The 23,722-nt window shown below is 71.7% G+C and carries 29 protein-coding genes; 14 read left to right on the top strand and 15 right to left on the bottom strand.

Annotated elements, in window-relative coordinates; all coding sequences use genetic code 11:
* Positions 1-148: 148 nt before the first annotated feature.
* Positions 149-526 carry an NADH-quinone oxidoreductase subunit A gene (gene ndhC, locus ACLQ2T_RS09165; protein ID WP_425765549.1) on the top strand — a complete coding sequence of 126 codons (378 nt, stop codon included), beginning with the start codon at positions 149-151 and terminating at the stop codon, positions 524-526.
* A gap of 6 nt (positions 527-532) precedes the next feature.
* On the opposite strand, the gene folP is transcribed toward ndhC, so the two are convergent.
* On the bottom strand, positions 533-1,402 hold the full coding sequence (gene folP / locus ACLQ2T_RS09160; protein ID WP_425765548.1) for a dihydropteroate synthase: 870 nt from the start codon (positions 1,400-1,402) through the stop codon (positions 533-535).
* Positions 1,403-1,544: 142 nt separating this feature from the next.
* On the opposite strand from folP, the gene ACLQ2T_RS09155 reads away from it, so the two are divergent.
* From ACLQ2T_RS09155 to ACLQ2T_RS09140, 4 genes are all read left to right on the top strand, one after another.
* On the top strand, positions 1,545-2,132 hold the full coding sequence (locus tag ACLQ2T_RS09155; RefSeq protein ID WP_425765547.1) for a DivIVA domain-containing protein: 588 nt from the start codon (positions 1,545-1,547) through the stop codon (positions 2,130-2,132).
* Positions 2,129-2,626 carry an SRPBCC family protein gene (locus ACLQ2T_RS09150; protein WP_425765546.1) on the top strand — a complete coding sequence of 166 codons (498 nt, stop codon included), beginning with the start codon at positions 2,129-2,131 and terminating at the stop codon, positions 2,624-2,626. The genes ACLQ2T_RS09155 and ACLQ2T_RS09150 overlap by 4 nt, the downstream gene beginning before the upstream one ends.
* An 83-nt stretch (positions 2,627-2,709) precedes the next feature.
* Positions 2,710-3,297, top strand: coding sequence for a DNA-3-methyladenine glycosylase I (locus ACLQ2T_RS09145; protein WP_425765545.1), 588 nt, complete (start codon positions 2,710-2,712; stop codon positions 3,295-3,297).
* Positions 3,298-3,301: 4 nt separating this feature from the next.
* Entirely contained in the window at positions 3,302-3,928 is a 627-nt protein-coding gene (locus ACLQ2T_RS09140; protein WP_425765544.1) for a hypothetical protein, read from the top strand.
* Positions 3,929-3,931: 3 nt separating this feature from the next.
* On the opposite strand, the gene ACLQ2T_RS09135 is transcribed toward ACLQ2T_RS09140, so the two are convergent.
* Both ACLQ2T_RS09135 and ACLQ2T_RS09130 read right to left on the bottom strand, forming a co-directional pair.
* On the bottom strand, positions 3,932-4,723 hold the full coding sequence (locus ACLQ2T_RS09135) for an enoyl-CoA hydratase-related protein (RefSeq protein ID WP_425765543.1): 792 nt from the start codon (positions 4,721-4,723) through the stop codon (positions 3,932-3,934).
* Entirely contained in the window at positions 4,720-5,544 is an 825-nt protein-coding gene (locus tag ACLQ2T_RS09130; RefSeq protein ID WP_425765542.1) for a PaaX family transcriptional regulator C-terminal domain-containing protein, read from the bottom strand. The genes ACLQ2T_RS09135 and ACLQ2T_RS09130 overlap by 4 nt, the downstream gene beginning before the upstream one ends.
* 189 nt (positions 5,545-5,733) lie before the next feature.
* On the opposite strand from ACLQ2T_RS09130, the gene ACLQ2T_RS09125 reads away from it, so the two are divergent.
* Positions 5,734-5,901 carry a DUF3117 domain-containing protein gene (locus ACLQ2T_RS09125; protein WP_013283866.1) on the top strand — a complete coding sequence of 56 codons (168 nt, stop codon included), beginning with the start codon at positions 5,734-5,736 and terminating at the stop codon, positions 5,899-5,901.
* Positions 5,902-6,067: 166 nt separating this feature from the next.
* Positions 6,068-7,534: a leucyl aminopeptidase family protein gene (locus ACLQ2T_RS09120; protein ID WP_425765541.1), complete on the top strand. Its 1,467-nt coding sequence runs from the start codon at positions 6,068-6,070 to the stop codon at positions 7,532-7,534.
* A 27-nt stretch (positions 7,535-7,561) separates the two neighbouring features.
* On the opposite strand, the gene ACLQ2T_RS09115 is transcribed toward ACLQ2T_RS09120, so the two are convergent.
* On the bottom strand, positions 7,562-8,149 hold the full coding sequence (locus ACLQ2T_RS09115; protein WP_425765602.1) for an O-methyltransferase: 588 nt from the start codon (positions 8,147-8,149) through the stop codon (positions 7,562-7,564).
* A gap of 282 nt (positions 8,150-8,431) precedes the next feature.
* Between ACLQ2T_RS09115 and ACLQ2T_RS09110 the strand changes: the two genes are divergently transcribed.
* Both ACLQ2T_RS09110 and ACLQ2T_RS09105 read left to right on the top strand, forming a co-directional pair.
* Positions 8,432-9,754, top strand: coding sequence for a S1C family serine protease (locus ACLQ2T_RS09110; protein ID WP_425765540.1), 1,323 nt, complete (start codon positions 8,432-8,434; stop codon positions 9,752-9,754).
* A gap of 72 nt (positions 9,755-9,826) precedes the next feature.
* Positions 9,827-10,237 (top strand): preprotein translocase subunit TatB, encoded by a 411-nt coding sequence (locus ACLQ2T_RS09105; RefSeq protein ID WP_425765539.1) that lies wholly within the window; start codon positions 9,827-9,829, stop codon positions 10,235-10,237.
* An 83-nt stretch (positions 10,238-10,320) separates the two neighbouring features.
* Here ACLQ2T_RS09105 and ACLQ2T_RS09100 read toward each other — a convergent pair whose 3' ends face one another.
* From ACLQ2T_RS09100 to ACLQ2T_RS09090, 3 genes are all read right to left on the bottom strand, one after another.
* A complete protein-coding gene (locus ACLQ2T_RS09100) occupies positions 10,321-11,469 on the bottom strand; it encodes an Mrp/NBP35 family ATP-binding protein (RefSeq protein WP_425765538.1) in 1,149 nt (382 codons plus the stop codon).
* A 66-nt stretch (positions 11,470-11,535) separates the two neighbouring features.
* Complete coding sequence (locus ACLQ2T_RS09095) at positions 11,536-12,165, bottom strand: DUF1003 domain-containing protein (protein ID WP_425765537.1); 630 nt, start codon at positions 12,163-12,165, stop codon at positions 11,536-11,538.
* The gene (locus tag ACLQ2T_RS09090) at positions 12,158-13,441 is read right to left on the bottom strand and encodes a magnesium transporter MgtE N-terminal domain-containing protein (RefSeq protein ID WP_425765536.1); all 1,284 of its coding nucleotides are present in this window, start codon (positions 13,439-13,441) and stop codon (positions 12,158-12,160) included. The genes ACLQ2T_RS09095 and ACLQ2T_RS09090 overlap by 8 nt, the downstream gene beginning before the upstream one ends.
* Before the next feature lie 33 nt (positions 13,442-13,474).
* Here ACLQ2T_RS09090 and ACLQ2T_RS09085 point away from each other — a divergent pair, with 33 nt between their 5' ends.
* Both ACLQ2T_RS09085 and ACLQ2T_RS09080 read left to right on the top strand, forming a co-directional pair.
* Positions 13,475-14,344, top strand: a complete 870-nt coding sequence (locus tag ACLQ2T_RS09085; protein WP_425765535.1) for a PhzF family phenazine biosynthesis protein — start codon at positions 13,475-13,477, stop codon at positions 14,342-14,344.
* Between the two features lie 23 nt (positions 14,345-14,367).
* Positions 14,368-14,889: a hypothetical protein gene (locus ACLQ2T_RS09080; protein ID WP_425765534.1), complete on the top strand. Its 522-nt coding sequence runs from the start codon at positions 14,368-14,370 to the stop codon at positions 14,887-14,889.
* On the opposite strand, the gene ACLQ2T_RS09075 is transcribed toward ACLQ2T_RS09080, so the two are convergent.
* Complete coding sequence (locus ACLQ2T_RS09075; protein ID WP_425765533.1) at positions 14,883-15,596, bottom strand: HAD family hydrolase; 714 nt, start codon at positions 15,594-15,596, stop codon at positions 14,883-14,885. The genes ACLQ2T_RS09080 and ACLQ2T_RS09075 overlap by 7 nt on opposite strands.
* Before the next feature lie 105 nt (positions 15,597-15,701).
* Here ACLQ2T_RS09075 and ACLQ2T_RS09070 point away from each other — a divergent pair, with 105 nt between their 5' ends.
* A complete protein-coding gene (locus tag ACLQ2T_RS09070; protein WP_425765532.1) occupies positions 15,702-16,664 on the top strand; it encodes a DMT family transporter in 963 nt (320 codons plus the stop codon).
* 8 nt (positions 16,665-16,672) lie between these two features.
* On the opposite strand, the gene ACLQ2T_RS09065 is transcribed toward ACLQ2T_RS09070, so the two are convergent.
* From ACLQ2T_RS09065 to ACLQ2T_RS09055, 3 genes are all read right to left on the bottom strand, one after another.
* Positions 16,673-17,392, bottom strand: coding sequence for a GNAT family N-acetyltransferase (locus ACLQ2T_RS09065; RefSeq protein ID WP_425765531.1), 720 nt, complete (start codon positions 17,390-17,392; stop codon positions 16,673-16,675).
* Between the two features lie 83 nt (positions 17,393-17,475).
* Positions 17,476-18,324, bottom strand: a complete 849-nt coding sequence (locus ACLQ2T_RS09060) for an SDR family NAD(P)-dependent oxidoreductase (RefSeq protein WP_425765530.1) — start codon at positions 18,322-18,324, stop codon at positions 17,476-17,478.
* 70 nt (positions 18,325-18,394) lie between these two features.
* Positions 18,395-18,916, bottom strand: a complete 522-nt coding sequence (locus tag ACLQ2T_RS09055) for a DUF4190 domain-containing protein (protein ID WP_425765529.1) — start codon at positions 18,914-18,916, stop codon at positions 18,395-18,397.
* A gap of 116 nt (positions 18,917-19,032) precedes the next feature.
* Between ACLQ2T_RS09055 and ACLQ2T_RS09050 the strand changes: the two genes are divergently transcribed.
* Entirely contained in the window at positions 19,033-19,938 is a 906-nt protein-coding gene (locus ACLQ2T_RS09050) for an SDR family NAD(P)-dependent oxidoreductase (RefSeq protein ID WP_425765528.1), read from the top strand.
* Between the two features lie 6 nt (positions 19,939-19,944).
* Here ACLQ2T_RS09050 and ACLQ2T_RS09045 read toward each other — a convergent pair whose 3' ends face one another.
* From ACLQ2T_RS09045 to trxA, 4 genes are all read right to left on the bottom strand, one after another.
* Positions 19,945-20,472, bottom strand: a complete 528-nt coding sequence (locus ACLQ2T_RS09045; protein ID WP_425765527.1) for a DUF4190 domain-containing protein — start codon at positions 20,470-20,472, stop codon at positions 19,945-19,947.
* Positions 20,473-20,625: 153 nt separating this feature from the next.
* Positions 20,626-21,033 (bottom strand): CoA-binding protein, encoded by a 408-nt coding sequence (locus tag ACLQ2T_RS09040; protein ID WP_425765526.1) that lies wholly within the window; start codon positions 21,031-21,033, stop codon positions 20,626-20,628.
* A gap of 58 nt (positions 21,034-21,091) precedes the next feature.
* Positions 21,092-22,135 carry an Rv2578c family radical SAM protein gene (locus ACLQ2T_RS09035; protein WP_425765601.1) on the bottom strand — a complete coding sequence of 348 codons (1,044 nt, stop codon included), beginning with the start codon at positions 22,133-22,135 and terminating at the stop codon, positions 21,092-21,094.
* Positions 22,136-22,222: 87 nt separating this feature from the next.
* Positions 22,223-22,585, bottom strand: a complete 363-nt coding sequence (gene trxA / locus ACLQ2T_RS09030) for a thioredoxin (RefSeq protein WP_425765525.1) — start codon at positions 22,583-22,585, stop codon at positions 22,223-22,225.
* Between the two features lie 598 nt (positions 22,586-23,183).
* On the opposite strand from trxA, the gene ACLQ2T_RS09025 reads away from it, so the two are divergent.
* Complete coding sequence (locus tag ACLQ2T_RS09025) at positions 23,184-23,690, top strand: hypothetical protein (protein WP_425765600.1); 507 nt, start codon at positions 23,184-23,186, stop codon at positions 23,688-23,690.
* Positions 23,691-23,722: the final 32 nt, after the last annotated feature.

Raw genomic sequence — 23,722 nt, 5'->3', positions numbered from 1 at the left:
CTCGCACCTTTGCCGGAGGTCCGTCGACTGGGACTGGATTGTGCGGGTTTATGCGGCGTGTTGCGCCGTTTCGCGGCCTCTGGGTAATCCAGATCACCGCCGCGCCGTCGGTCGTGGGCCGGACCGGCGGCCGGTAGGCTGACCTCCTGTGACCGGCTATCTGGGCTCGTACGCGACGCTCGGGCTGCTGCTGCTCGTCAGCGTCCTGTTCTTTGTCGTTGCCTTCTCGGCGAACCGGGTGCTGCGGCCCGCTCGACCAGCCGATCCGCCCGGAAAGCGGGCCAGTTACGAGAGCGGGGTCGACCCGGTCGGCGGGGACTGGGCGCAGATGCAGATCCGCTACTACGTCTACGCCTACCTGTACGTGCTGTTCGCCGTCGAGGCGGTCTTCCTCTTCCCGTGGGCGTTGATCTTCGATCGTCCGGACTTCGGGTTGGTCACCGTCGTGGAGATGGCGATCTTCGTGGCCGTGCTCGCCCTGGGCCTGTTCTACGCCTGGCGGCGCCGAATCCTGCACTGGACCTGATCCGGTTCAGGCGAGCCCTCGTCGACTCAGCGCGGGTGGGCGGCTGCCCTTGATGCTGGCGACCATGTCCAGCACCCGGCGGGTCTGTAGCACCTGGTGGGCGCGGAAGACCCGGGCACCCAGCCAGGCGGAGACCGCGGTGGCGGCCAGGGTGCCCTCCAGCCGCTCGGCCACCGGCAGGTCCAGCGTCTCGCCGACGAAGTCCTTGTTCGACAGGGCCACCAGTAGGGGCCAGCCGGTGTCGGCCAGCTCGCCGAGGCGTCGGGTGATCTCCAGCGAGTGTCGGGTGTTCTTGCCGAAGTCGTGCGCCGGGTCGATGAGGATCCCGTCGGGGCGTACTCCCAGGGATACCGCCCGTTCGGCGAGCCCGGTGACGGTCGTCACCACGTCGGCCACCACGTCGGCGAAGGCGGCCCGGTGCGGGCGGGTACGCGGGCTCAACCCTCCGGCGTGCGAGCAGACCAGGCCGGCGCCGGTGCGGGCGGCCACCTGGGCCAGCGCGGGATCCGCCCCCGACCAGGTGTCGTTGAGCAGGTCCGCCCCGGCCGCCACCGCCTCCACCGCCACCTCGGCCCGCCAGGTGTCGATCGAGATCACCAGGTCGGGGAAGGCGGCCCGGACGGCGGCGATGGTGTCGACGGTACGGCGGATCTCCTCGGCGACGTCGACCTCGGCACCGGGGCCGGCCTTCACCCCGCCGATGTCGACGATCTCCGCGCCCTCGGCCACGGCCCGCTCCACGGCTCGTAGGGCGCTGTCGGCGGCGAAGGTCGCGCCCCGGTCGAAGAACGAGTCCGGGGTGCGGTTGACGATCGCCATCACCACCAGCTCGTCGGGGTCGAACGTGCGTCCACCGAGTCGCAGCACCCCGGACACGCCGCCTCCTTCACGCCGTACGCCGCCCGGCTGGCCGTTTGCCGGACACCGTGACGCTATCCGGTCGCAGGTCGCGGGGCCGCTGCGGTCCGGCGCGCCGAGTGGGGTCGCTCCGCACCGCGGAACATGCCACGATCAGTGCATGGATCAGCTTCTGCTCCTGCTGGTCGTGGCGGTCACCGTCGCGGCGGTGGTGTTCGGCGTGACGCTTGTGGCCACCGGCCGGGATCCCGGTCTGGTGCCCGCCGAGGCGGACGGGCGGGCGGTGCCCTTGCCGGGTGACCGACCATTGCGCGAGTCCGACGTCGGCGAGGCGCGCTTCGACACCGCCCTGCGTGGGTACCGGATGGCCCAGGTCGACCAGGCGATGCGCCGGGCGGCCTACGACATCGGCTATAAGACCGAGTTGATCGGGGTGCTGGAGGCCGAGGTGACCGCGTTGCGGGAGGGACGGACGGCCGAGGCCGACGCCCTGCGTACTGCCCGTGAGCAGTCCGCCAGCCTGGCCCGTGGCCCGGCCCCGGACACCGAGGCGGCGAAGGAAGGCGACACCGCCGAGAAGACCGAGGCGGTCGAGATCGACCTGGGCAAGCTCGATGCCGGGTCGACCGACCCGGCGGCGAAAGCGGACGACGAGGTCGTGAAGGCGGACGACGAGGTCGTGAAGGCGGACGACGAGGTCGCGCAGGGGGAGCCGCGGGCGTCCGTGGTGCGTGCGGAGTCGCCATGACCGACCCCGGTGCGCCGGACGAGCTTCGTGCGGCGGCCCAGCGGGGCGCCGGTGAGGTGACCGCCAGCGTCATCGTCAACGCCCCGGCCGAGCGGGTCTTCGCGGCCCTGCTCGCCTGGGAACGGCAGTCCGAGTGGATTCCCTTCACCACCGTGCGGGTGGTCGAGGGCGACGGTGGCGAGGGCAGCCTGGTGGAGGCGGTCACCACCCTGGGCCCGGCGGTACTGCGGGACCGGATGCGGGTGGTCCGGGTGGACGCGCCGTACGAGATCGGGGTGGTGCACTGCGGCACCCTGCTGCGCGGCCCGGGGGTGCTGCGCTGCACCCAGTTGGCCAGCGGACGCAGCCAGGTGGTCTGGCACGAGTGGTTCCACCTGCCGGGCGGGCCGGCCGGCCGGGTGGCCTGGCCGGTGCTCTGGCCGGGTTCCAAGTTCGGTCTGAGCAAGGCACTACGGCGGCTGGCCCGGCAGGTCGAGCAGGGCCGTCTGCCCTGATCGCGCCCGGCAGGTCGGGAGCCGATCACCCCGGGAGCCGACCGGGGCGGCGCTCTGTCGGTGGGCGGGCCTAGCCTGGTGGGGTGACTGACCTGGTGATCGGGGCCGATGGATTATCCCGCTGCGCCTGGGGCGCGGGTACGACTGACTACGCCTTCTACCACGACGAGGAGTGGGGTCGCTCGGTACGCGGCGACGACGCCCTCTACGAGCGGATGACCTTGGAGGCCTTCCAGTCCGGGCTGTCCTGGCTGACCATTCTGCGCAAGCGGCCGGCCTTCCGGCGGGCCTTCGACGACTTCCGGATCAGCGCGGTCGCCGAGTACGGCGAGGCCGAGGTGGACCGGCTGCTGGCCGACGCCGGGATCGTCCGTAACCGCGCCAAGATCGAGGCGGCGATCGCGAACGCCCGGGCCGCCCTCGAGTTGCCCGAGGGCCTGTCCGAGTTGCTCTGGTCCTTCGCGCCCCCGCCCCGCCCCCGGCCCGCCGGCTTCGCCGAGGTGCCGGCCCTGACCGAGGCCTCCACCGCGATGGCCAAGGCGCTCAAGCGGCGGGGTTTCCGATTCGTCGGCCCGACCACGGCCTACGCGCTGATGCAGGCCACCGGGATGGTCGACGATCACCTCGCGGGCTGTCACGTCGTGCCGGCCGGTTCACCCGTGATGGGATAGAGGCATGACGACCGACACCGCACCCCGGGTGGCCGGGGTGAACCCGACGGACGGTACGGGCACCTGGGCCGTGCTGCTGCCCGCCGGCCGGTACGACGCCGAGCGGCTCGTGCACCATGACACGCTGGAGCTGACCGGGCTGGCCGAGGTCGCCGCCCTGCCGAGCCCCGGTGACCAGGTCGCGGTGCTGGCCGACGAGCCGCTGCGACTGGTGGCGGTGGGCCGGGTGGCCACCCCGACCGTCCGGCCCACGGAGGATCCGGACGACCCGCAGTCCGACCCGGGGCCGCAGACCCTGGTGGTGACGTACACCCGACGGGCCTTCGACGACCCGGTGCCGGCCGACACCCTGGCCCTCGGCGGCCCGGTGACCGCCCTGGACCCCGGGGCCTTCCGGGACCTGGTCGACCGGTTGGGCCCGCCACCGCAGCGGCAGTCCTGGCTGGTCAGCCTGGACCTGCCGATCGAGGCCGACTCCCGGGCCGAGGCGGTCCGGTTGTTCTGGGCGTACGTGCAGGAACTCGGCCCCCAGGAACTGCCCGCCTTCGTCTCCCCCTACGGTGACGAGCTGGCCATGCAGGCCTTCGTGCTCGGCGCCGAGGCCAACCAGGACCCGGAAGAGGACGACTGAGGCTCAGCGGCCCTCGAAGACCGCCGGTTGCTTGTTGACGAAGGCCATGGTGGCCGCCCGGTGGTCGGCGGTGCCGCCGCAGATCGCCTGTGCCTGGGCCTCGGCCGCCAGGGCGTCGGCCAGGGTGCCGGCGTCGGCGACGGAGAGCTGACGCTTGATCGCGCCGTAGGCCACGGTCGGGCCGGCGGCGAGTCGGGCGGCGAGTTCCTGGGCGGCCGCCAGCACCCCCTCGTCGTCCTCCACCATCCGGGTGAGCAGGCCGAGTCGGCAGGCCTCCTCGGCGCGTACCGGCTCGGCGAGCATCAGCAGCTCGACGGCCTTGGCGTGGCCGACCAGCCGGGGCAGGGTCCACGAGGCGCCGGTGTCGGCGGCGAGCCCCACCTTGGCGAAGGCCATCAGGAAGCTGGTCGAGGGCCCCCCGACGCGGATGTCGGCCAGGAACGCCAGGGAGGCACCGGCCCCGGCGGCCATCCCCCGGACGGCGGCCACCACCGGCTTGGGCATGCTGGACAGCCGGGCGGCGATCGGGTTGTAGTGCACCTGGACGGTGTCCAGGGAGTTGGTGCTGCCCGATTCCAGGGTGGCCACGTGCTCGCGCAGATCCTGCCCCGCGCAGAAGGACTTCCCGGCCCCGGCCAGCACCACCGCCCGGCAACTCCGGTCGGCCTCCAGCTCGGCCAGGGTGTCCCGCAGCGCCTCCTTGAGCTCCACGTTCAGCGAGTTCATCGCGGACGGGCGGTTCAGGGTGAGGGTGACGACGGCGTCGGTGCGGTCGACGAGCAGCGCTTCGGTCACGGCTGGCGTTCCTTCTGTCGGATCATCCGGTTACCACTGTCGAGGCACTGCTCGACGTACCGGTCCGCGGCCGGCCGGAGCCGGGCCGCGTGGCGGTCGAAGAAGCTGGCCGCGGCGGTGCCGGGCCAACGTTCGGGCAGCAGCGCCGGGGGCAGCTGCGGGTCCCGGAAGAGGAAGGTACGCCACGCGTGCACCAACCGGAATCGCGCCGCGTACGCCTCCTCGTCGCCGCTGCGCGCGGTGATCCCGGTCAGCAGGGTGCGTTGCTCGGCGACGAACTGCTCGTAGGCCCGGCCGATCTCGGCCAGGTCCCAGGCCCGGCGCACCAGGCCCATCGCCCCGGGGGTGCCGGCGGCGTGCGCGGCGCTGAACCGCTCGAAGCTCACCCCCGCCTCGTCCAGCATCAGGTCGACATCCTCGCCGGGCCGGGTGGCCACCCAGATCTGCTCGTCCAGGGTGCCGTAGCCGAGGTAGCGCAGGTTGGCGGCCAGGCGCTGGCGGTCCCGTCGGGCGGAGGGTGCGTCGAGCACCAGAAGATCGAACCGGCCGTCCCAGGTGACCCGACCGGTGCGGTAGATCCGGGAGGCGGCCTCGTCGAGTCGGCGCGCCGCCTTGGATGTGATCGAATATCCGGGACCGGACAGCAGTTTGACCGGTTCGAGCCAGCCTTGTCGCACCATGCGGGACACCGCGGTCCGCACGGCCGGTGGGGCGATCCCGAGCGGCGCCAGGAGCTTGACCAGGGCAGCAACCGGTGCCCGGCCACCCCGGGGCCGAAGGTGGTCGCCGTACAGGTCGAATAGTGCCGACCGTGCCTGCATGACCGCACATTGTGACAGGCCGTCTCGGGATAAGCTAGATGCTGTTACATCAATGCTGCTTCGGTTTGGGTCCGGCGGTGTTCATCAGGGAAAATCGTTGGTCGACCCCCCGTGCAAGTTGCGGGTGGTCGTGGCGAAGTGGCTGTGGGGCAACCCACCGACCCTGATGTAGGTCTGAGGGGAGACAACATGGCGGCGATGAAGCCGCGGACGGGCGACGGTCCGCTGGAAGTCACCAAGGAGGGCCGGGGCATCGTCATGCGGGTCCCGCTGGAGGGCGGTGGCCGGCTCGTCGTCGAGATGACTCCCGACGAGGCGACGGCGCTCGGTGACGCGCTGAAGGCGGCTGCCGGCTGAGCTGGCGGGTGGTCGGCGACGATCGCTGCTGCGGACGGTTCGTCTTGGGTGCGACTTCGGTGGTCGCGCCCAGGCCCTGAGCCATCGGCTCGTCCGATGGCTCAGGGCCTTCATCCCATTATGTGGGCGATTAGGCCCACATCGTCTTCAGGAGGTACGGCTCCGCGTGCTCGCCATTCGTCTGATCGCCGAGCCGGACCAGCTCGACGCCGTAGCGCTGCCCCTTCGACCCGGTACCACCGACACCGCCTCGGCCGAACCGGTCCCGACCGCGGTGGCGTTACCCCACGGGGTCGCCGACGAGGCCACCGCGCTGGCTTCGATGACCGGGCTGACCGGACGGGCCGGTGAGGCCCACCGGCAGCTGCGACCTGGCTCGACTCCTTCCCGCCTACTGCTGGTCGGCATCGGGGAGGGCGACGAGGCGGGGTGGCGGTCTGCGGGAGCGGCCCTGGCCCGCGCCGGCAAGAATGAGACCTATCTCACAGTAATGCTGCCGGTCGATGCGACAGCGGAAGCGCTCCGTGGCCTGGTCGAGGGGCTGCTCCTGGGCTCGTACCGGTACCGGCTGGGCGCCGACACCGAGCCACCCGCCCTGACCGGGGTGGATCTGGCGGTCGCCGAGCCGGAGGCATACCAGCAGGCGGTGGAGGTGGCGCGCACCACGGCCGAGATGACCCGGCTGGCCAGGGACCTCACCAACGCCCCCTCGTCGATGAAGAACCCGCAGTGGTTCGCCGGCCAGGTGGCCGAGGCCGCCGCCGATCGACCCGGACTGCGGCTGCGGGTACGCGAGCCCGAGGAGTTGGCCGCCGAGGGCTTCGGCGGGATCCTCGCCGTCGGTGGGGGCTCGGCCAGTGGCCCCCGACTGGTCGAGCTGTCCTGGCAGCCGGCCGAGGCCAGTACCCATGTGGTCCTGATCGGCAAGGGCATCACCTTCGACACCGGCGGCATCTCGATCAAGCCGGTGCCGGCCATGAAGCTGATGCGCAAGGACATGGCCGGAGCGGCGGCCGTCATGGCGGCGACCCTCGGGGCGGCGGCCCTGCGGCTGCCCGTACGGATCACCACCCTGGCCCCGTTGGCCGAGAACATGGTCAGCGGTGCCGCCTTCCGGCCCGGCGACATCGTCCGGCACTACGGCGGGCTGACCAGCGAGACGACGAACTCCGACGCCGAAGGGCGGCTGGTGCTCGCCGACGCCCTGGCGTACGCCGTCGCCGAACTCAAGCCCGACCTGCTGATCGACCTGGCCACCCTGACCGGGGCGAACGCCGTCGCCCTGGGTATGCGTACCGGTGCCCTGTACAGCGACAACGACCAACTGGCCGAGGACATGCTGGCCGCCGTGGCCGCAGCCGGCGAGGCCGCCTGGCGGATGCCGCTGCCGGCCGACTACGTCGAGCACCTCGGCAGCGAACTGGCCGACCTGCACAGCGCACCGACCCAGGGCGCCGGTTCCGTGCTGGCCGCCCTCTACCTGCGCGAGTTCACCGGCGACCTGCGCGAGAAGTGGCTGCACATCGACATGTCGGCCCCCTCCTGGTGCGAGCGGGACGACGCGGAGCTGACCCGGGGTGCGACCGGTTGGGGAGTACGTGGCCTGCTGCGGTGGCTGGCCACCCTGTCCTGAAGGCGGTGCCCGGCGCTGAGGCCGGGCTCAGCAGCGGACCGCGGCCAGCAGGCCGTGCCCGACCGGCAACAAGGTCGGAATCCAGTGCTCCGACTCGCGGATGGCCTTGACGGTCTCACGCACCGTCACGGTCTCCGCGTCGCGGGCGGCCGGATCACCGATCCGGCCGCCGGCCAGGGCACCGTTGAGCACCAGCACCCCGCCGGGCCGCAGCAGCCGCAGGGCGGCGTCCACACAGGCCGAGAAGCCGGTGGCGTCCGCGTCGAAGAAGACCAGGTCGTACGCGCCGTCCGCGAGCCGGGGCAGGACCTCCCGGGCCCGGCCGGTGATGATCCGGGTCCGGCCGGCGACGAAGCCCGCCTCGGTGAAGATGCGTCGGGCGATGCGCTGGTGCTCCACCTCCAGGTCGATGGTGGTGAGCACCCCGTTGGCCTGCATGCCCCGCAACAGCCACACCCCGCTGACCCCGGTGCCGGTGCCGATCTCGACCACCGCACGGGCGTTGCCGGCGGCGGCCAGCAGGCGCAGGGCGGCACCTGCCCCGGGGGTGACCGCGTCGAGGCCGACCTCGTTGGCCAGGCTGCGCGCGGTCCGCAGCACGAGGTCCTCCGGCACGTACGACTCGGCGAAGTGCAACGCCGGGTTCACCGAACTGCCGGAACCAGCGACCGTGGCGATGGGACACCTCCGGGCAGCGAGCGGGGAATGAGGGGTGGCCGGGCACTGTGACTCTAGAGGTGACCCGCCACGGGCGCAGCCGGGCACCCACCCGAGGCGACAACCGCTGACCCCACCCGGCACATCCGTGCAATCCTGGAAGCGGTATCCCGTCGACCGCGCGTCCGACGGCGTCCATCGCGGATCGTGGATACCGGGGGACGGACTGGGAGGCACCGAGTGACCGACGGCTGGGACTGGCGCCAGCCCGGGGCAAGCGGCGTACCGGCGGGACAGCCGGGGCCTGGACACCCGCCGGGAGGTTCACCGACGACATCGCCGTACGGCGTTGGGCCGGTCGCCTCGCCGTGGTGGTCCGATGCGCTGGCTGACCCGTGGCGGGACCCGTACGCTCCGACCGCAGTGGTGGTGCCGGCCGCGCCGGTCCCGGGAACCGAGCCGGAACCGGTCACCGACCCGGACGCCCCCGGGTCTCCGAAACTCCGCCAGATGCTGCTGATTTCCCTGATCACCGCGTTGCTGGCGGGCACCCTGGGCGGTGCCCTCGGTTACGCCTTCGCGGTGCGCGGCGGTGCGGCCGGGCCGGTCCTCGGCGCCGCGGCGGGATCGGTGCCGACCCTGGCCCAGCGCCCCCCGGAGTCCCTGGCCGGGGTCGCCGAGCGGGTCCTGCCCAGCGTGGTCACCGTCCGGATGGCGGGGATCGGCGGCACCAGCGAGGGTTCCGGGTTCATCGTCAGCGCCGACGGGCATGTGATCACCAACGACCATGTGGTGGCCGGTGGCACCGGCAAGGCCTCCGTGATCTTCAACGACGGCAGTACCGCCCCGGCGACCGTGGTGGGGCAGGACGAGGAGTCCGACATCGCGGTGATCAAAGTCACTCGCAGCGGGCTGCGTCCGGTGGAGTTCGGTGACTCCGACGCGCTCGCGGTCGGCGACCCGGTGCTGGCCATCGGTTCGCCGCTGTCCCTGGCCAACACGGTGACCGCGGGCATCGTCAGCGCCCTGGACCGGACGATGCAGGCCGGTGAGCCCGGCGGGCCGACCCGCTACTACGCCGCCATCCAGACCGACGCGGCCGTCAACCACGGCAACTCCGGCGGTCCGCTGGTCGACGCGGCCGGGCGGGTGATCGGGGTCAACTCCACAATCAAGTCCCTGGTGTCGGAGGGGCAGGAGGCCGGCAACATCGGGCTGGCCTTCGCCATCCCCATCAACCAGGCAAAGCGGATCACCCAGGAGATCATCGGCACCGGCAAGGCCCGTCGTACGGTGATCGGTGCCCAGGTGGGTGGGCCCGGGTCGAACACCGGCGGCGCCGGGGTACGCCTGGCCGTGGTGGAGCCCTCCGGTCCGGCCGCCGGTGCGGGGCTGCGGGCCGGCGACGTGATCCTGCGACTCAACGGCAAGCCGATGACCGAGCCGACCGACCTGATCGCCCTGGTCCGCAAGTACGCGCCCGGTTCGGTGGTGACTGTCGAGTATCGCCGAGGCTCCAGCCGACAGAACACTTCGGTGACCTTGGCCGCCGATGCGAAGTGACCTCGTCCCCCCTTCTGGCAGGCCGCTGACGTGCGTAGTCTTGCTGGGTAGCCCGGTGAGGAGGCCCCAGGGGTGTTCGAGAACCTGAACGTGTGGGAGGTCGGCGCGCTGCTGTTGCTGGCGCTGCTGATCTTCGGTGACCGGCTGCCGGCGGTGATCGGCGACGGGCTTCGCATGGTGCGCAATCTGCGCACCATGGCCCGCAACGCGACCACCGACCTGAGCAAGGAACTCGGCACCGACATCCAACTGGAGGACCTGCACCCGAAGGCGTTCATCCGCAAGCACCTGCTCAGCGAGGAGGACGAGCAGGCGATCCGCAAGCCCCTCCAGGGCATGTACGACGATCTGCGGACGGATGTCACGAAGGTGCAGAAGGACATCAAGAACGTCGCCACCGCGGCGGATCCCCGGACCCCCGACCCCACCCCGGTCGCTCCCGCCCCGGCGCCGCGTACCGCAGGCTACGACGAGGTCACCTGAGCACCCGCCCTCCCTGCCCGCTACGCCAGACCGCCGGCCACCTCAGAGGTGGCCGGCGGTCTGTGGTTAGTCAGGGGTGCGGGTCAGCGACCGGAGGGCTTGAGGCCCAGGGGCTTGCCGAGCAGGGACTCGCGGCGCAGGGCCAGCCGGTCGGCGACCTGGTTCAGGGCCTTGGCCGCCGGGGACTCCGGCTCGGCCAGCACGATGGGGTTCCCCTCGTCGCCGGCCTCCCGTACCCGGGTGTCCAGTGGCACCTGGCCCAGCAGCGGCACCTGGGCCCCGATGGTCTGGGTCAGCGAGTCGGCCACCGTCTGGCCGCCGCCCGCTCCGAAGATCTCCATCCGGGAGCCGTCCGGCAGCTCCAGCCAGGACATGTTCTCGATCACCCCGACCACTCGCTGGTGGGTCTGGAGCGCGATGGCACCGGCCCGCTCGGCCACCTCGGCGGCGGCGGCCTGGGGGGTGGTGACCACCAGGATCTCCGCGTTGGGCAGCAACTGGGCCAGGGAGATGGCCACGTCACCGGTGCCCGGGGGCAGGTCCAGCAGCAGAACGTCGAGGTCGCCCCAGTAGACGTCGGCGAGGAACTGCTGCAACGCCCGGTGCAGCATCGGCCCGCGCCAGACCACGGCGGCGTTGCCGGAGGTGAACATGCCGATCGAGATGACCTTCACCCCATGCGCCTGCGGCGGCATGATCATGTCTTCGACCCGGGTGGGACGGCCATCCGCGCCGAGCATCCGTGGCACGGAGTGTCCGTAGATGTCCGCGTCGACCACCCCGACCGACAGGCCCCGGGCGGCCAGCGCGGCGGCCAGGTTCACCGTCACGCTGGACTTTCCCACCCCGCCCTTGCCGCTGGCCACCGCGTACACCCGGGTGCGGGAGCCCGGCTGGGCGAAGGGGATGACGGGCTCCTCGGTGGCGCCACCGCCGCGCAGCTTGGCCTGGAGTTCCTGGCGCTGCTCGGGGCTCATCACACCGAATTCGATCTCGACCCCGGTGATTCCGCTCACCGCGCTGACCGCGGCGGTGATGTCCGAGCGCAGCTTGTCCTTCAACGGGCAGCCGGCCACGGTGAGCAGCAACTCGACCCGGACCACACCGTCCTCGCCGACCTCGGCGGAGCGGACCATGCCGAGTTCGGTGATCGGCCGGCGGATCTCCGGGTCGTTGACGGTGGCCAGGGCGGCCTGAACAGCGTCGTTGACGGTGCTGACGGGAGCTGACATGGTGGCAATGTTACGTCGGGGACCGACCTGCACCGGCGTCAGCGGGGGCGGTTGTGAGCGACTCGATCAGGTTTCCCTCCGGTGCGGGGTGTCGGAGTCCCGCCGCCCCTCCCTGGGATGGTCACCGTCCAGCTCGTCGCGCGGCTCGTCGAGACCATCACCACCGCTGCGGGCGGTCGCACCCTCCCGCTGGCGGCGCTCCAGCCGCTGCCGGCGCTGGGCGGCCTCGTCCAACTCCTCGGCCATCCGGGCCAGCTCCGAGCGGAGGAAGTCCCGCGTCGCCACCTCCCCCAGCGCGATCCGCAGCGCCGCGATCTCCCGGGCCAGGTACTCCGTGTCGGCCTTCTGCATCGTCGCCCGGCGGCGGTCCTCGTCCGATGCCACCCGGTCGCGGTCGGCCTGCCGGTTCTGGGCCAGCAGGATCAGCGGAGCCGCGTAGGAGGCCTGGATCGACAGCACCAGGGTCAGGAAGGTGAAGGTGTACGGGTCGAAGCGCAGGTCCGCCGGGGTCAGGGTGTTCCAGGCGAACCAGGCGCCGATGACCAACGTCATGTAGACGATGAAGTTCGCCGTACCCATGCCACGGGCGATGCCCTCGGCCCAGCGGCCGAAGGTCTCCTGATCCACTCGGGGCAGCTTCAGCCCGCGGGGCTCCCGGGGCAGGTCCAGCCGCTCCGCTCGGCGCTGTTCAGACATCCCTGCCCTCCGTCACCGGGTCGGGGTTGGTGCTCATGACCGCGCTGCGGTCCCGCCAGTCCCGGGGCAGCGAATGGTCCAGTACGTCGTCCACGGTGACCGCCCCCACCAGCCGGTTGTTCCGGTCGATCACCGGCATGGCCACCAGATCGTAGGTGGCCATCCGGCGGGTGATCTCCGGCAGCGGGGTGGTCGGGCGCAACGGGTCGATGTCGTTGACCAGCACCCCGCCGAGCAGGTCGGCGGGGGGCTCACGCAACAGCCGCTGGAAATGCGCCATGCCCAGGTAACGGCCGGTCGGGGTGGTCATCGGCGCCCGGGTCACGAACACCTGCGCGGCGACCGCCGGGGACAGTTGCGGCTCCCGGATCCGGGCCAGGGCCTCCGCTACCGTGGCGTCCGGCGGCAGGATGACCGGTTCGGAGGTCATCACGCTGCCGGCCGTGCCCGGGGTGTACTTCAGCAACTGCCGGACCGGGTCGGCCTCGTTGGGTTCCATCAGGTCCAGCAGCACGTCCTGCTCCGGCGGGGACAGCTCACCGAGCAGGTCGGCGGCGTCGTCCGGGTCCATCTCCTCCAGGATGTCGGCGGCCCGTTCACGGTCCAGCGCGGCCAGGATCTCGACCTGGTCGTGCTCGGGCAGTTCGCTGAGCACGTCGGCCAGCCGCTCGTCGTCCAGGGCCGCCGCGACCTCGTTGCGCCGACTGTCGGGCAGGTCCTGCAACGCGTTGGCCAGGTCGGCCGGGCGCATGTCCTCCAGCACGGCCAGCAGGTTGGCCGTGCCCCGGGCGTCGGCGACCCCACTGAGCCCGCGTACGTTGTCCCACTCGACCTGGTGCAGGTTGCCCCGGCGGGCCAGCCGGCCGGTCTGCTCCCGTACGGCCACCCGGGCCAGCGACCACTCGCCGCCCCGGCTGCACTCCATCGCCACGTCGACCACCGTCCCCGCCCGGCCGTCGGGTTGGACCTGCACCCGGCGGTCCAGCAGTTCCTGGAGCACCAGCAACTCGTTGGGGCGCTTCTCGAACCGACGCAGGTTGAGCATTCCGCTGCCCAGCACGACCGCGTCGGCGTCGATGGAGGTGATCCGGTTGATGGACAGGAAGATGCGCCGGCGCATCGGCATCTCGGCGACCAGCCCCACCACCTCAGGGGGTCGCTGGCCCGACCGCAACCGTGCCACCGCGTCACGGACCCGACCCACCTGGTCACCGTTGGGGTCGAAGACGGCGACTCCGGAGAGGCGGGCGAGGTAAACCCGGGTCGGCGTGCTCACGCGCACCAGCCTAAGCGCCTAGGGTTTATCAACATGTCGACCTTGGCTTACGAGATCGTGGACGTGTTCACCGATCGGCCGTACGCGGGAAACCCGCTCGCGGTGGTGTTCGGCGCCGAAGGGCTGGCCACCGAGCAGATGCAGGCGCTGGCCCGGGAGTTCAACCTGTCGGAGACCGTCTTCGTGCTGCCCGCCACCCAGGTCGGCGTCACCTACCGGGCCCGGATCTTCACCCCGGTGGAGGAACTGCCGTTCGCCGGCCACCCCAGCGTGGGGGCGGCGGTCACCGCCAGCCGGCGGGGAATGTTCGCGCCCGGACAGGTCACCCAGGAGTGCGGTGCCGGTGTGCTGCCCATCGAGGTGACCCCGGGGGCTGCGACCCTCACCGGCGGGATGCCCACCCTCGGGCCGGAACTGGATCCCGAGCCGCTGCTGGAGATGGCCGGTCTGAGCGCCGGCGACCATGTCGGACCGGCGCCCCGGGTGGCCGGCTGCGGTCTGGAGTTCCCCTTCCTGCCGGTGCACCCCGACGCGCTGGCCCGGGCCCAGGTCGACTCGGCCGCGGCACGACGGTACGGAATCGAGCATGTCAGCGTCTTCTCCTGGGAGGCGGCCTCGCAAACCGCGTACGCCCGGGTCTTCGTGCCCGGCCTGGGGGTGCCGGAGGATCCGGCGACCGGTTCGGCGGCCCTGGGGTTGGGGGTGTGGTTGGTCGCCAGCGGCCTGCTGCCGGGGGAGGGGCGCTCGTCGTACACCGTCCGGCAGGGGGTGGAGATGGGTAGGCCCTCCTCCTTGGCCTGCACGGTCACCGCCGCCGGGGGTACGGTGCTGGGCGCCACCGTGGCCGGCCAGGTGATGGCGGTGGCCCGGGGAGAGATCCTGATCCCGCCCTTCGTCGGCTGACCCGTCGACGAGGGAGGGGCCTGGTGGGAGAGGATGCCGTGGTGACCGAGACGCACAACACCCCGCTGGTCGAGGAAGCTACGAAGAAGGCCTCGGTGGCCTGGGTGGCGGTGGCCGACGGCCCGGCACTGGCGTTGTGGTGCGTGTCATATCAGGGTGCCCTGTTGGTGGTCAGTGGTCCCGGAGAGCAGACCGCACCGGGATTGGCCGAGGCTGACCAGGCGCAGGTGACCCTCCGCGGTGACCATGGCGGCCGGATCATCACCTGGACGGCCCAGGTGTCCCGGGTGCGGCCCGGGACGGAGGAGTGGGACACCCTGGCTCCCCTGGTGGGCGCGAAACGGCTCAACGCCCCCGGTCCCACGGCCGACCTGGTGGCCCGCTGGGCGGCCGACGACTGCGCCCTGGTGCGGCTGACGCCGGCCGGGGAGGCGGTGCACGGCGGGCGGTTGCCGGCCGAATCGCTGGCCGAGCCACCCCGACCCACCCCGGCGGTACGGGAGGTCCGCAAGCCCTTCCGACTGCACCGGGTACGCGGTCACTGACCGGCGACGTGCACGGTCACCGGGGTGCTGTCGATCAGTCCGACCACCTCACCGAGGGTGAGCAGGGCCGGGCCCACCCAGCCGCTGTCGACGCCGAACACCAGATGGTCGACCAGATCGGGGGCGGCCAGCCGGACGGCGGTCAGCCCGGCCTGCTGGGCCCCGGTCAACTCCTGGCTGCCACCGTCACCCACATAGAGGCAGTCCCTCGGCGGCAGCCCCAGGCGAGCGCAGGCGGCCAGGTAGAGCGCCGGGTCCGGCTTGCAGCGTCCCACCTGGATGGAGAAGATCCGCACGTCCAGCAGGGGAGCTACGGCCAGTTCCGGCAGGAACAGGGGCAGTTCGTGGGTGCAGTCGCTGATCACCCCGGTACGCATCCCCCGGTCCCGCAGGGCTCGCAGGGTCGACACTGCGTCGACCCGTAGCCGGGTGTCGGCGCGAATCGCCCGCTGCCGGCAGGCCACCGCCGCCCGCAGGGCCTCCTCCGAGGGGCGTACCCCGGCCTGCTCGCAGACCCACCGCAGGGTGGCTTCGGCGTTGCCGAAGCGACCGCAGGCGCGCTCGTAGAAGCTGCGGTCGAGCACCTCGACGAAGTCCTCGGGTGGGCAGCCGAGCAACTCGGCGGTGGCACGGTGGCCGCTGCCACGCTGAACCGGACGGGTCAGAGTGCCGAAGAAGTCGAACAGCACCGCCTGAAACCTGGGCATGTGAAGGCGCCTCCGGCGCAAGGGAGGGGTCCCGACGGGACGCGCATGATCGTAACCGAACGCTGACAGATCGTGCCGAAAGTCGGCGTGTGAGGATTACCCCTCGTGCCCCTCGAACCGCATCGTCCACCCCGTGACCTGCTCACCACCGGCGCGCTGGCCCTGGCCGTCGTCGCGGTGTCCTCGTCCGCCCCGCTGATCGCCTTCGCCGCCGCGCCCGCCCTGGCCGTCGCGTTCTGGCGCAACATGATCGCGGTAGGGGTGCTCAGTCCCTTCGCGGTGATCCGGCGGCGGGCCGAGTTCCGGTCGTTGGTCACCGGGGCCGGGCGGCGGGAGGGCATGTTCTGTGTGTTGTCCGGGGTGGCGCTGGCGGCGCACTTCGCCACCTGGATGCCGAGCGCGAAGCTCACCTCGGTGGCGGCGGCGACCGCCCTGGTGGCCACCCAGCCGGTCTGGCAGGGGCTGATCGCCCGGGCCCAGGGCCGCCGACTCCCAGCCGGGGTGTGGGCCGGTATCGGGGTGGCCGTTGTCGGTGCCGTGTTGGCCACCGGCGCCGATTTCACGGTCTCCGCCGAAGCCTTCACCGGTGATCTGCTGGCGGTGGTCGGGGGTCTGTTCGCGGCGATCTACACGGCCCTGGGCGAGCGGGCCCGGGTCACCGTCAGCACCGCCACCTACACCACGATCTGCTACGGGGTGTGCGCCCTGATCCTGCTGGTGGTCTGCCTGGTGGCCGGGGTGCCGCTGGGCGGCTTCGACACCGGGACCTGGGTGGCGGTGCTGGCCCTGGTCGCCGGTGCCCAACTGCTGGGGCACTCGATGTTCAGCTACGCCCTGCGGCGGGTCTCGGCCACCACGATCAGCGTGCTGATCCTGCTGGAGGCGCCCGGCGCGGCCCTGATCGGCTGGGCCTGGCTGGGTCAACTGCCCGACCCGGTGACCCTGCCCGGCCTGGCGCTGCTGCTGGCCGGGGTGGCCGTGGTGGTGCTGACCAGTGCCCGTACCGCCCGCCGGGCGACCCGGGTGAGCACCGCCGTGCCGGCGGACGCCGCACCGGTGCGGGACTGAGGGCCGTCTCAGACCTCCTGGACCTCCAGGACCCGGGTCTCCGGCGCGGCGTCACCCAGCTCGGCCCGCAGCGCCAGCCGCTGCGGGTCGGCCAGGAAGGCCGAGTAGCCGGCCCGGGTGTCGAACCGGATGAGGTGCACCTCGGTACGCCCGTCGCCGGTGCGCAACCGCCGCTCCATCCGGCCGCCGTGCCGGGCCAGCAGGGCGAGCACCTGATCCTCGTACCGCTGCCCGGCCTCGACCCCGGTGGCCGCCAGCTCCACCAGGGCGACCAGGCGTACCGCGGCGGCGGATTCGGTGACCAGCGACTTGAAGAACTGGTGATCGACATGTCCGCCCGGGATGCCCTCCCGATGCCCGGTGTCCAGATAACCGTGGCGTCGGTAGAAGTCCGGGGCCTGGAAGGAGAACGAGGCGACCGAGATCTGGGTGCAGCCCCGCCGTCGGGCCTCCTGTTCGGCCGCCGCCAGCAACCGGCCGCCCCAGCCCTGGCCCCGGCGGTCCTCCCGGACCCACACCATGTTGATCCCGGCGCAGCCGCCCCAGGTCCACCCGGTCAGCCCGGCCACCAGTTCGCCGTCGGCCCCGGTGACCCGGACGGACAACTCCGCCTCGTCGTCGGCTCCGGTCGCCCGCCGGTTGTACGCGGTCAGCTCCGCGTCCAACCGTTCGGTCAGTTCGTCGTCCTTGTCGAGCACCTCAAGGCTTGCGTCCCCCGTGGTCGTCACCGGCAGAGTATCCCAACGCCCCACCAGCCCCGCGACCCCGTCGATCACAAATCGGGCGCACAGCAGGGCATGGCCGGCGTGGATCAGCGCTCAGGCAGACCGACCGCGACCGCGCTGGCCGTCCAGAGCCGGGCGGCCAACTGCGGGTCGGCCGCCTTGCGCAGCGGCCGCCGAGGCCGACAGTCGAAGTAGTACCCGCCCTCGCGCAGCCGCGACCGGTCCTGGTGGGTCAGCCACACCAGGGTCCGGGCACCCTTGACCGGACTGCGCAGCGGCAGCAGGCGCATCCCCACGGCCACCAGCCGGCTCTCGTTGCCGAACCGGGTCCGCACCACCCCGGGATGGAAGCAGTACGAGTCGACCGCCGGCCATCGCCGGGCCGCCTCCGCGGTGAACAGGATGTTCGCCTGCTTGCTGGTGCCGTACGCGGTCATCGGGCGGTAACGGCGCAGTGGGGCGTTGAGATCGTCCGGATCCAGTACCCCGCTGCGATGGGCCCCGGAGGCGGTCACCACCATCCGGCGGACCCGGTCGGCCAGCAGGTTGCTGAGCAGAAAGGGGGCCAGGTGGTTGGCCTGGATGGACAGTTCGAAACCGTCGACCGTGGTGGCCGGGGCCAGCACGATCGCCCCGGCGTTGTTGGCCAGCACATCGATCCGGTCGTACGCGACCCGCAGTTGCTCGGCCAACTGCCGGACGTCGTCGAGCACGGCGAAGTTCGCGCGGAACACCGACGGACGTTCACCTGAGCACTCGCGTACCTCCTCGGCGGCGGCGCGCAACCGGAAGGGGTCTCGACCGACCAGCACCACCTGGTCACCTCGGCGGGCCAGGTCGACCGCGGCGGCCAGTCCGATGCCGGAACTGGCTCCGGTGACCACCACCAGCCGACGGCCGGTGGGCTTCTCCGCAGGTCCATTCACCCCGGTCACCGGAGGAGACTACCGTGACAACCCGGCTGGGAGCCCGCCTCGACCGTGCCGCGCGACGGGCCCACTCCGGTCAGTAGCTCGCGGGATTGCTGGAGATCGCGAAGGCGATCAGGACAGCGTAGGCAGCGATCGTCAGCACCATCAGACCGGTGAGGATCCAGCCGACGATGATGGCGGCCTTCGCCATGCCCTCGCCGCCCTCGCCGCTCTCCCGGATCTGCCGCATGGCGACATGTCCCATGATCGCGCCGATCGGTGCGGTGATGCACGTGCCGATCCCGAGCAGGGCGAGCACCAGCGCGACGATGGCCATCGAGTTCGTCGGTTGCGGGGGCGGATAGCCGTATCCCTGCTGCGGATACCCGTATCCCGGCTGCCCGCCGTAACCGGCAGGCGGGTACGGCGCGGGAGCCGGCGTGCCCAGGTCGGCCTTCATGCCGCCGTACGGGTCGGCGGGTTGGTACGGGTCGTACCCGGTGGGCTGGGCGGGCACGTACGGTGGCGCACTCGCGGGCAGGGTGGGATCGACCGGCGGACTGGAGGGCTGGCCGGTCGAGGGATCGGGCCAGCCGCCGGACGTGGGCTGTGTCATCGGCTCACTTCCATCGGGATATCGGGACGTCAGCGTAGCCACTGCCGACCAGGGTGCACCGACACCGTCCCGGGTGCCGCGTTGCCCGAGGCGGTGACGCAGGGCAGGATCGCGGCATGGGGATTGACGCACGAGCGGCGGACCGGTTCGGCAGCAGGCCGCGACGGGACAACAGTCGGCCAGGTGCGGTCCGACGGACCCGCGCCACCGCGGCGGCCGGGGCGGAGGAGCAGGATTCGCCGGCCGTGTTACCCGAGCCGGTGACCATGCGGTTGGACGGCAAGGTGGCCCTGGTGACCGGGGCCGGTAGCGCGGACGGGATCGGGTACGCCACCGCCCGGCGGCTGACCGACCTGGGGGCACGGGTGGCGATCGTCTCCACCACCCGACGCATCCACGATCGGGCCGGCGAACTAGGGGTCACCGGATTCGTCGCCGACCTCACCGACGAGTCGGAGGTCGGGGCGCTGGCCGACGCCGTCACCGAGCAGCTCGGCGATGTGGAGGTTCTGGTCAACAACGCGGGGCTGGCCAGCCGGGCCTCCCCGGAGGTGCTGCGCCCGGTGGCCCAGCTCAGCTACGACGAATGGCGGGGCGAGATCGACCGGAACCTCAGCACGGCCTTCCTGTGCAGCCGGGCCTTCATCGGCGGGATGGCCGAACGGGGGTGGGGGCGGATCGTGAACCTGGCGGCGACCGCCGGGCCGGTGAACGCCCTGCCCACCGAGGCGGCGTACGCGGCGGCCAAGGCCGGTGTGGTGGGGCTGACCCGGGCCCTGGCGATGGAGATGATCGCCGACGGGGTGACCGTCAACGCGGTGGCACCTGGCACCATCCACACCGCAGCCTCCACCATGGCCGAGATCAAGCAGGGCCTGGGTACCCCGGTGGGACGCCCCGGTACGCCGGACGAGGTGGCCGCCGCGATCACCTTCCTCTGCTCGCCGGCGGCCTCGTACATCACCGGGCAGATGCTGGTGGTGGACGGCGGCAACAGTGTCCGGGAGGCCGAGTTCCGCTGAGCCGTCTCAGGTGTACTGACTGTCCGAACCGGCCCAGAGCGCCAGGGCCAGCCAGCCGCAGCAGGCCACCAGGTACAGGCCGGTGAAGATGTAGCTGAGGATCAGGCCCCAGTTGGCCAGCTGGTCGCCCTGCTCGCCGCTGGTGCGCAGCTGCCGCCGGGCCAGATGCCCCAGCACGATGCCGGCGGGGGCGAAGACGAACGCGAAGACCAGCGACAGGACGGCGAGCACGTTGGTGCCGCCACCGCCCGGTGGGGAGGGCGGGCCGTACTGCCCGTAGGGCACCTGCGGGGTGTACGGCGGTTGTTGCCCCCACTGCTGGCCGTGCGGCGGCTGCCCCGGCTGTTCGTACGCGGGCTGCCCGTAGGCCGGTTGACCCGGCTGCGGCTCGCCCGGCTGGCCGTACGGTGGCTGCCCGGTCTCGCCCGGCGGCCCGTACGGCGACGGCTGCTCGTACGGCGACGGCTGCTCGTACGGCGACGGCGGCGGCTCGTACGGTGACTGCGGTTGGTCCGGCTCGGGCGGTTGGCTCACGCTGATCTCCTCCGTCCGCCGACACGGTGCCGGTGGCTGTCGGATGACGCCCCCAGTTCGGGACGCTACCTGCACCGGAGGTGTTTCACAGCGGTTCGGTGGACTGCCCGCACCGGCCCTTGTTCTGCTGTCCGGAGGGCAGCCCGAGAGGGGTCAGCCCAGCCGGGTCAGGCCCGCCACCGCCCGCTCGACGGCGATGCAGCGGTTCTCGACGTAGTCGATCCCGGCCTGCTCTGCGATCTGGCGGGCCTGCGGAGAGACGATGTCCAGCTGCAGCCACACCGCCGGGGCGCCGATCGCCACTGCCTGCCGGACCACCTCCGCGGCCTCCTCCGCCGGCCGGAACACGTTCACCAGGTCGACCGGGTGCGGAATGTCGGCCAGAGAGCGGTACACCGGCTCCCCGAACAACTCGTCCGCGGTGGGGTTGACCGGGATGATCCGCCAGCCCTGCTGCTGGATCGCCGCCGGCACGCTGTGGGCCGGCTTGTCCGGGTCACGGGAGGCACCGACGACGGCGATCACGGCTGATTCGGCGAGAATCTGGCTGGGTGGGCGCATCTGCCGACTGTAGTCCCACCGGCCGCCCGGGGTGCGCAGGCCTGTGTGGCGGCGGTCGCTACAGCAGGCTCAGCTGCTCGGGTGCGGGGGCCGGCGCGGCGGTGGCCCCGCGGTGGTCGCCGGTATCGGGTCGGTGCAGGCCGTGCCGCCGGGCGGCGATGCGTACCCGGGCGGTCAGTTCCCGCTGGTAGGACTGCGGCGCGTAGGCGCCGGAGCGGTACAGCTCCCGATAGCGGGGGACCAGGTGGGGATGCTCCCGAGCTAGCCATTGGGCGTACCACTCGCGAGAGCCGGGGCGCAGGTGCAGGGGCAACGGGAGCACTCTGGTCGCCCCGGCGGCGGCGATCGCCGCGACCGTGGTCTCGATGGACTCGTCGTCGTCGCTGAGGCCGGGCAGGATCGGCGCCATCAGGACGCCGACCTCGAAGCCGGCGTCGGTGAACTGGCGGATGGCGTCGAGTCGTCGCCGTGGGCTGGGGGCGCCCGGCTCGACCGTGCGCCACAGCTGCTCGTCGATGAAGCCCACCGAGAAGGACACCCCTACCCGGGTGACTTCGGCCGCCTGCCGCAGCAGGGGCAGGTCGCGCAGGATCAGGGTGCCCTTGGTCAGGATCGAGAAGGGGTTGGCGAAGTCGCGCAGCGCTTCGATGATCGGCGGCATGAGGCGGTATCGCCCCTCGGCCCGCTGGTAGCAGTCGACATTGCTGCCCATGCCCACATGTGCGCCTCGCCATCGGGGTGCGGCCAACTCGCGGCGCAACAGCTCACCCGCGTTGACCTTGACGACCACCTGCCGGTCGAAATCCGCTCCGGCGTCGAAGTCGAGGTAGGTGTGGGTCTTCCGGGCGAAGCAGTACAGGCAGGCGTGGCTGCACCCCCGGTACGGGTTCACCGTCCACTCGAAGGGGATCCCGGAAGCCCCCGAGACCTTGTTCAGGATCGACTTGGCCTGCACCTCGTAGAAGGTCATCCCGGCGAAACCGGGGGTGTCGAAGGTGCGGACGACCGCGCCGGGCAGCGCCAGCGGCAGGGGTGGAGTCGCTGACGCTGCCCGTCCGGGGATTCCCTCGACCGGGGGAGCGGTGAGGTTCTCCCAGCGCATGGAAGACATTCGAACACACGTACGACTGTGCCCGCAAGCAGCAACGCCGGCGGGGTCGGTCCGACCCCGCCCGGCGCCGTCGGGTCGTCAGGAGTTCTGCTCGGCGAGCTTCTTGCGTACGTCCTCCATGTCCAGCGCCCGGACCTGCTCGATCAGGTTCTCCAGCGCCGACTCCGGCAGCGCGCCCGGCTGCGCGAACACGATCACCCCATCGCGGATGGCCATGATCGTCGGAATGGAGCGGATGTCGAACTTGGCCGCGATCTCCTGCTGGGCCTCGGTGTCGACCTTGCCGAAGGTGATGTCGGAGTGCTTTTCGGACGATCGCTCGTAGACCGGAGCGAACCGTTTGCAGGGGCCACACCAGTCGGCCCAGAAGTCGACCAGAACGATGCCGTCGCTCTCGGTCACCTGGTCGAAGTTGGCGGTGGTCAGGTCGACGGTTGCCATCTGAATCTCTCCGATCACGCGGAACAGCTACGTCGGGTGGAACTCTGTGCCACCCCGTCGCATTCCCGTCGGAGTATCGCCGAAACCGGCTGGGACGGCACCCCGCGTCACATGGAAACATCGAGCAACTTAAGTGAAGACGGGCACTGGCTGATCGCAAATGCATGTCGCATTTGCGTGACGGCGGGTGATGGGAGCGTTTCCAATTAGGACGGGCTCGAATCGTGCTACCTGTAAGTAACTTTGGTGTTGACGGGCGCCGATGGGACCTGCGGAGATCGCCTCGCGGGGGAGGTTGCGCTACGCAGAGTAATGTCACAAAAATATAAATGTGACCTCTGTCTCTGTGCAGTCGGACTGCCGTACGGCAGAATCTGAAGCCATCAAAGCGTGGGCGGCGGGTGCCGGGGAGGGCCCCGCCGCTCATTGCGTCCGGCCCCGTTCTGCGGCCCGGGTCCCCTGCTGGGATTCGCCACATACCAGCCCCTACCGGCGGCGCGGCGCATATGCTGACGCCGGAGGTCCGCGCCATGAGCGAGCGTCAGCGAGCAGGTGATCGACTCAGCGCGCCGGTGGCCCACGACGGCACCCCGCGATGCTGAGGCGACCCGCCTCCGGCGGATCGCCCGAGGCTGACCCCCGCACCCTGCCCGCCTGCGCCGCGGGCTACTCCGCGACGGAATGGGCCCTGATCACCGACCTGCCCGCCCGGGTGATCGTGCTCGCCGCCCGGCCCGGTCCCGATCGGCCCGACCCGGGGGTGGCGGCCGGCCTGGCCGGTCTGGAGGCGATCGCGGCCGGGCGTGCCTTCGACAGCGACCTGGTTCGGGCGGTGGTGGCCACCATCTACTCACGCCACGACGGGGTCACCCCGCCGGCGCGCCCTCCGGCCGACCTGGTGGAGGTGCTGGCGGCCTGTCGGGCGGTGATCCGGGTGCTCGATCGGCGGGCCGACCCGGCCGACTCCGCGGCCTACCGGCAGTGGGTGCAGTCGGTGGCGGCCCGGGTGTGCCGCGCCGGGTCGCAGACGCGGCCGGAGGAGGGCTCGGCCCCGGCCGACCGCCGCCTGCTCGACCGCCTCGGTGCCGCTCTCGCCCTCGGCTGACCTCAGCACCTCGGCGGTGCCCACCTCCTCGG

It is taken from the genome of Micromonospora sp. DT229 (assembly GCF_049844505.1).
GTDB lineage: Bacteria > Actinomycetota > Actinomycetes > Mycobacteriales > Micromonosporaceae > Micromonospora.
The sequence above is the reverse complement of the archived record's forward strand: the minus strand, read 5'-3'. Positions and strand labels throughout refer to the sequence as shown.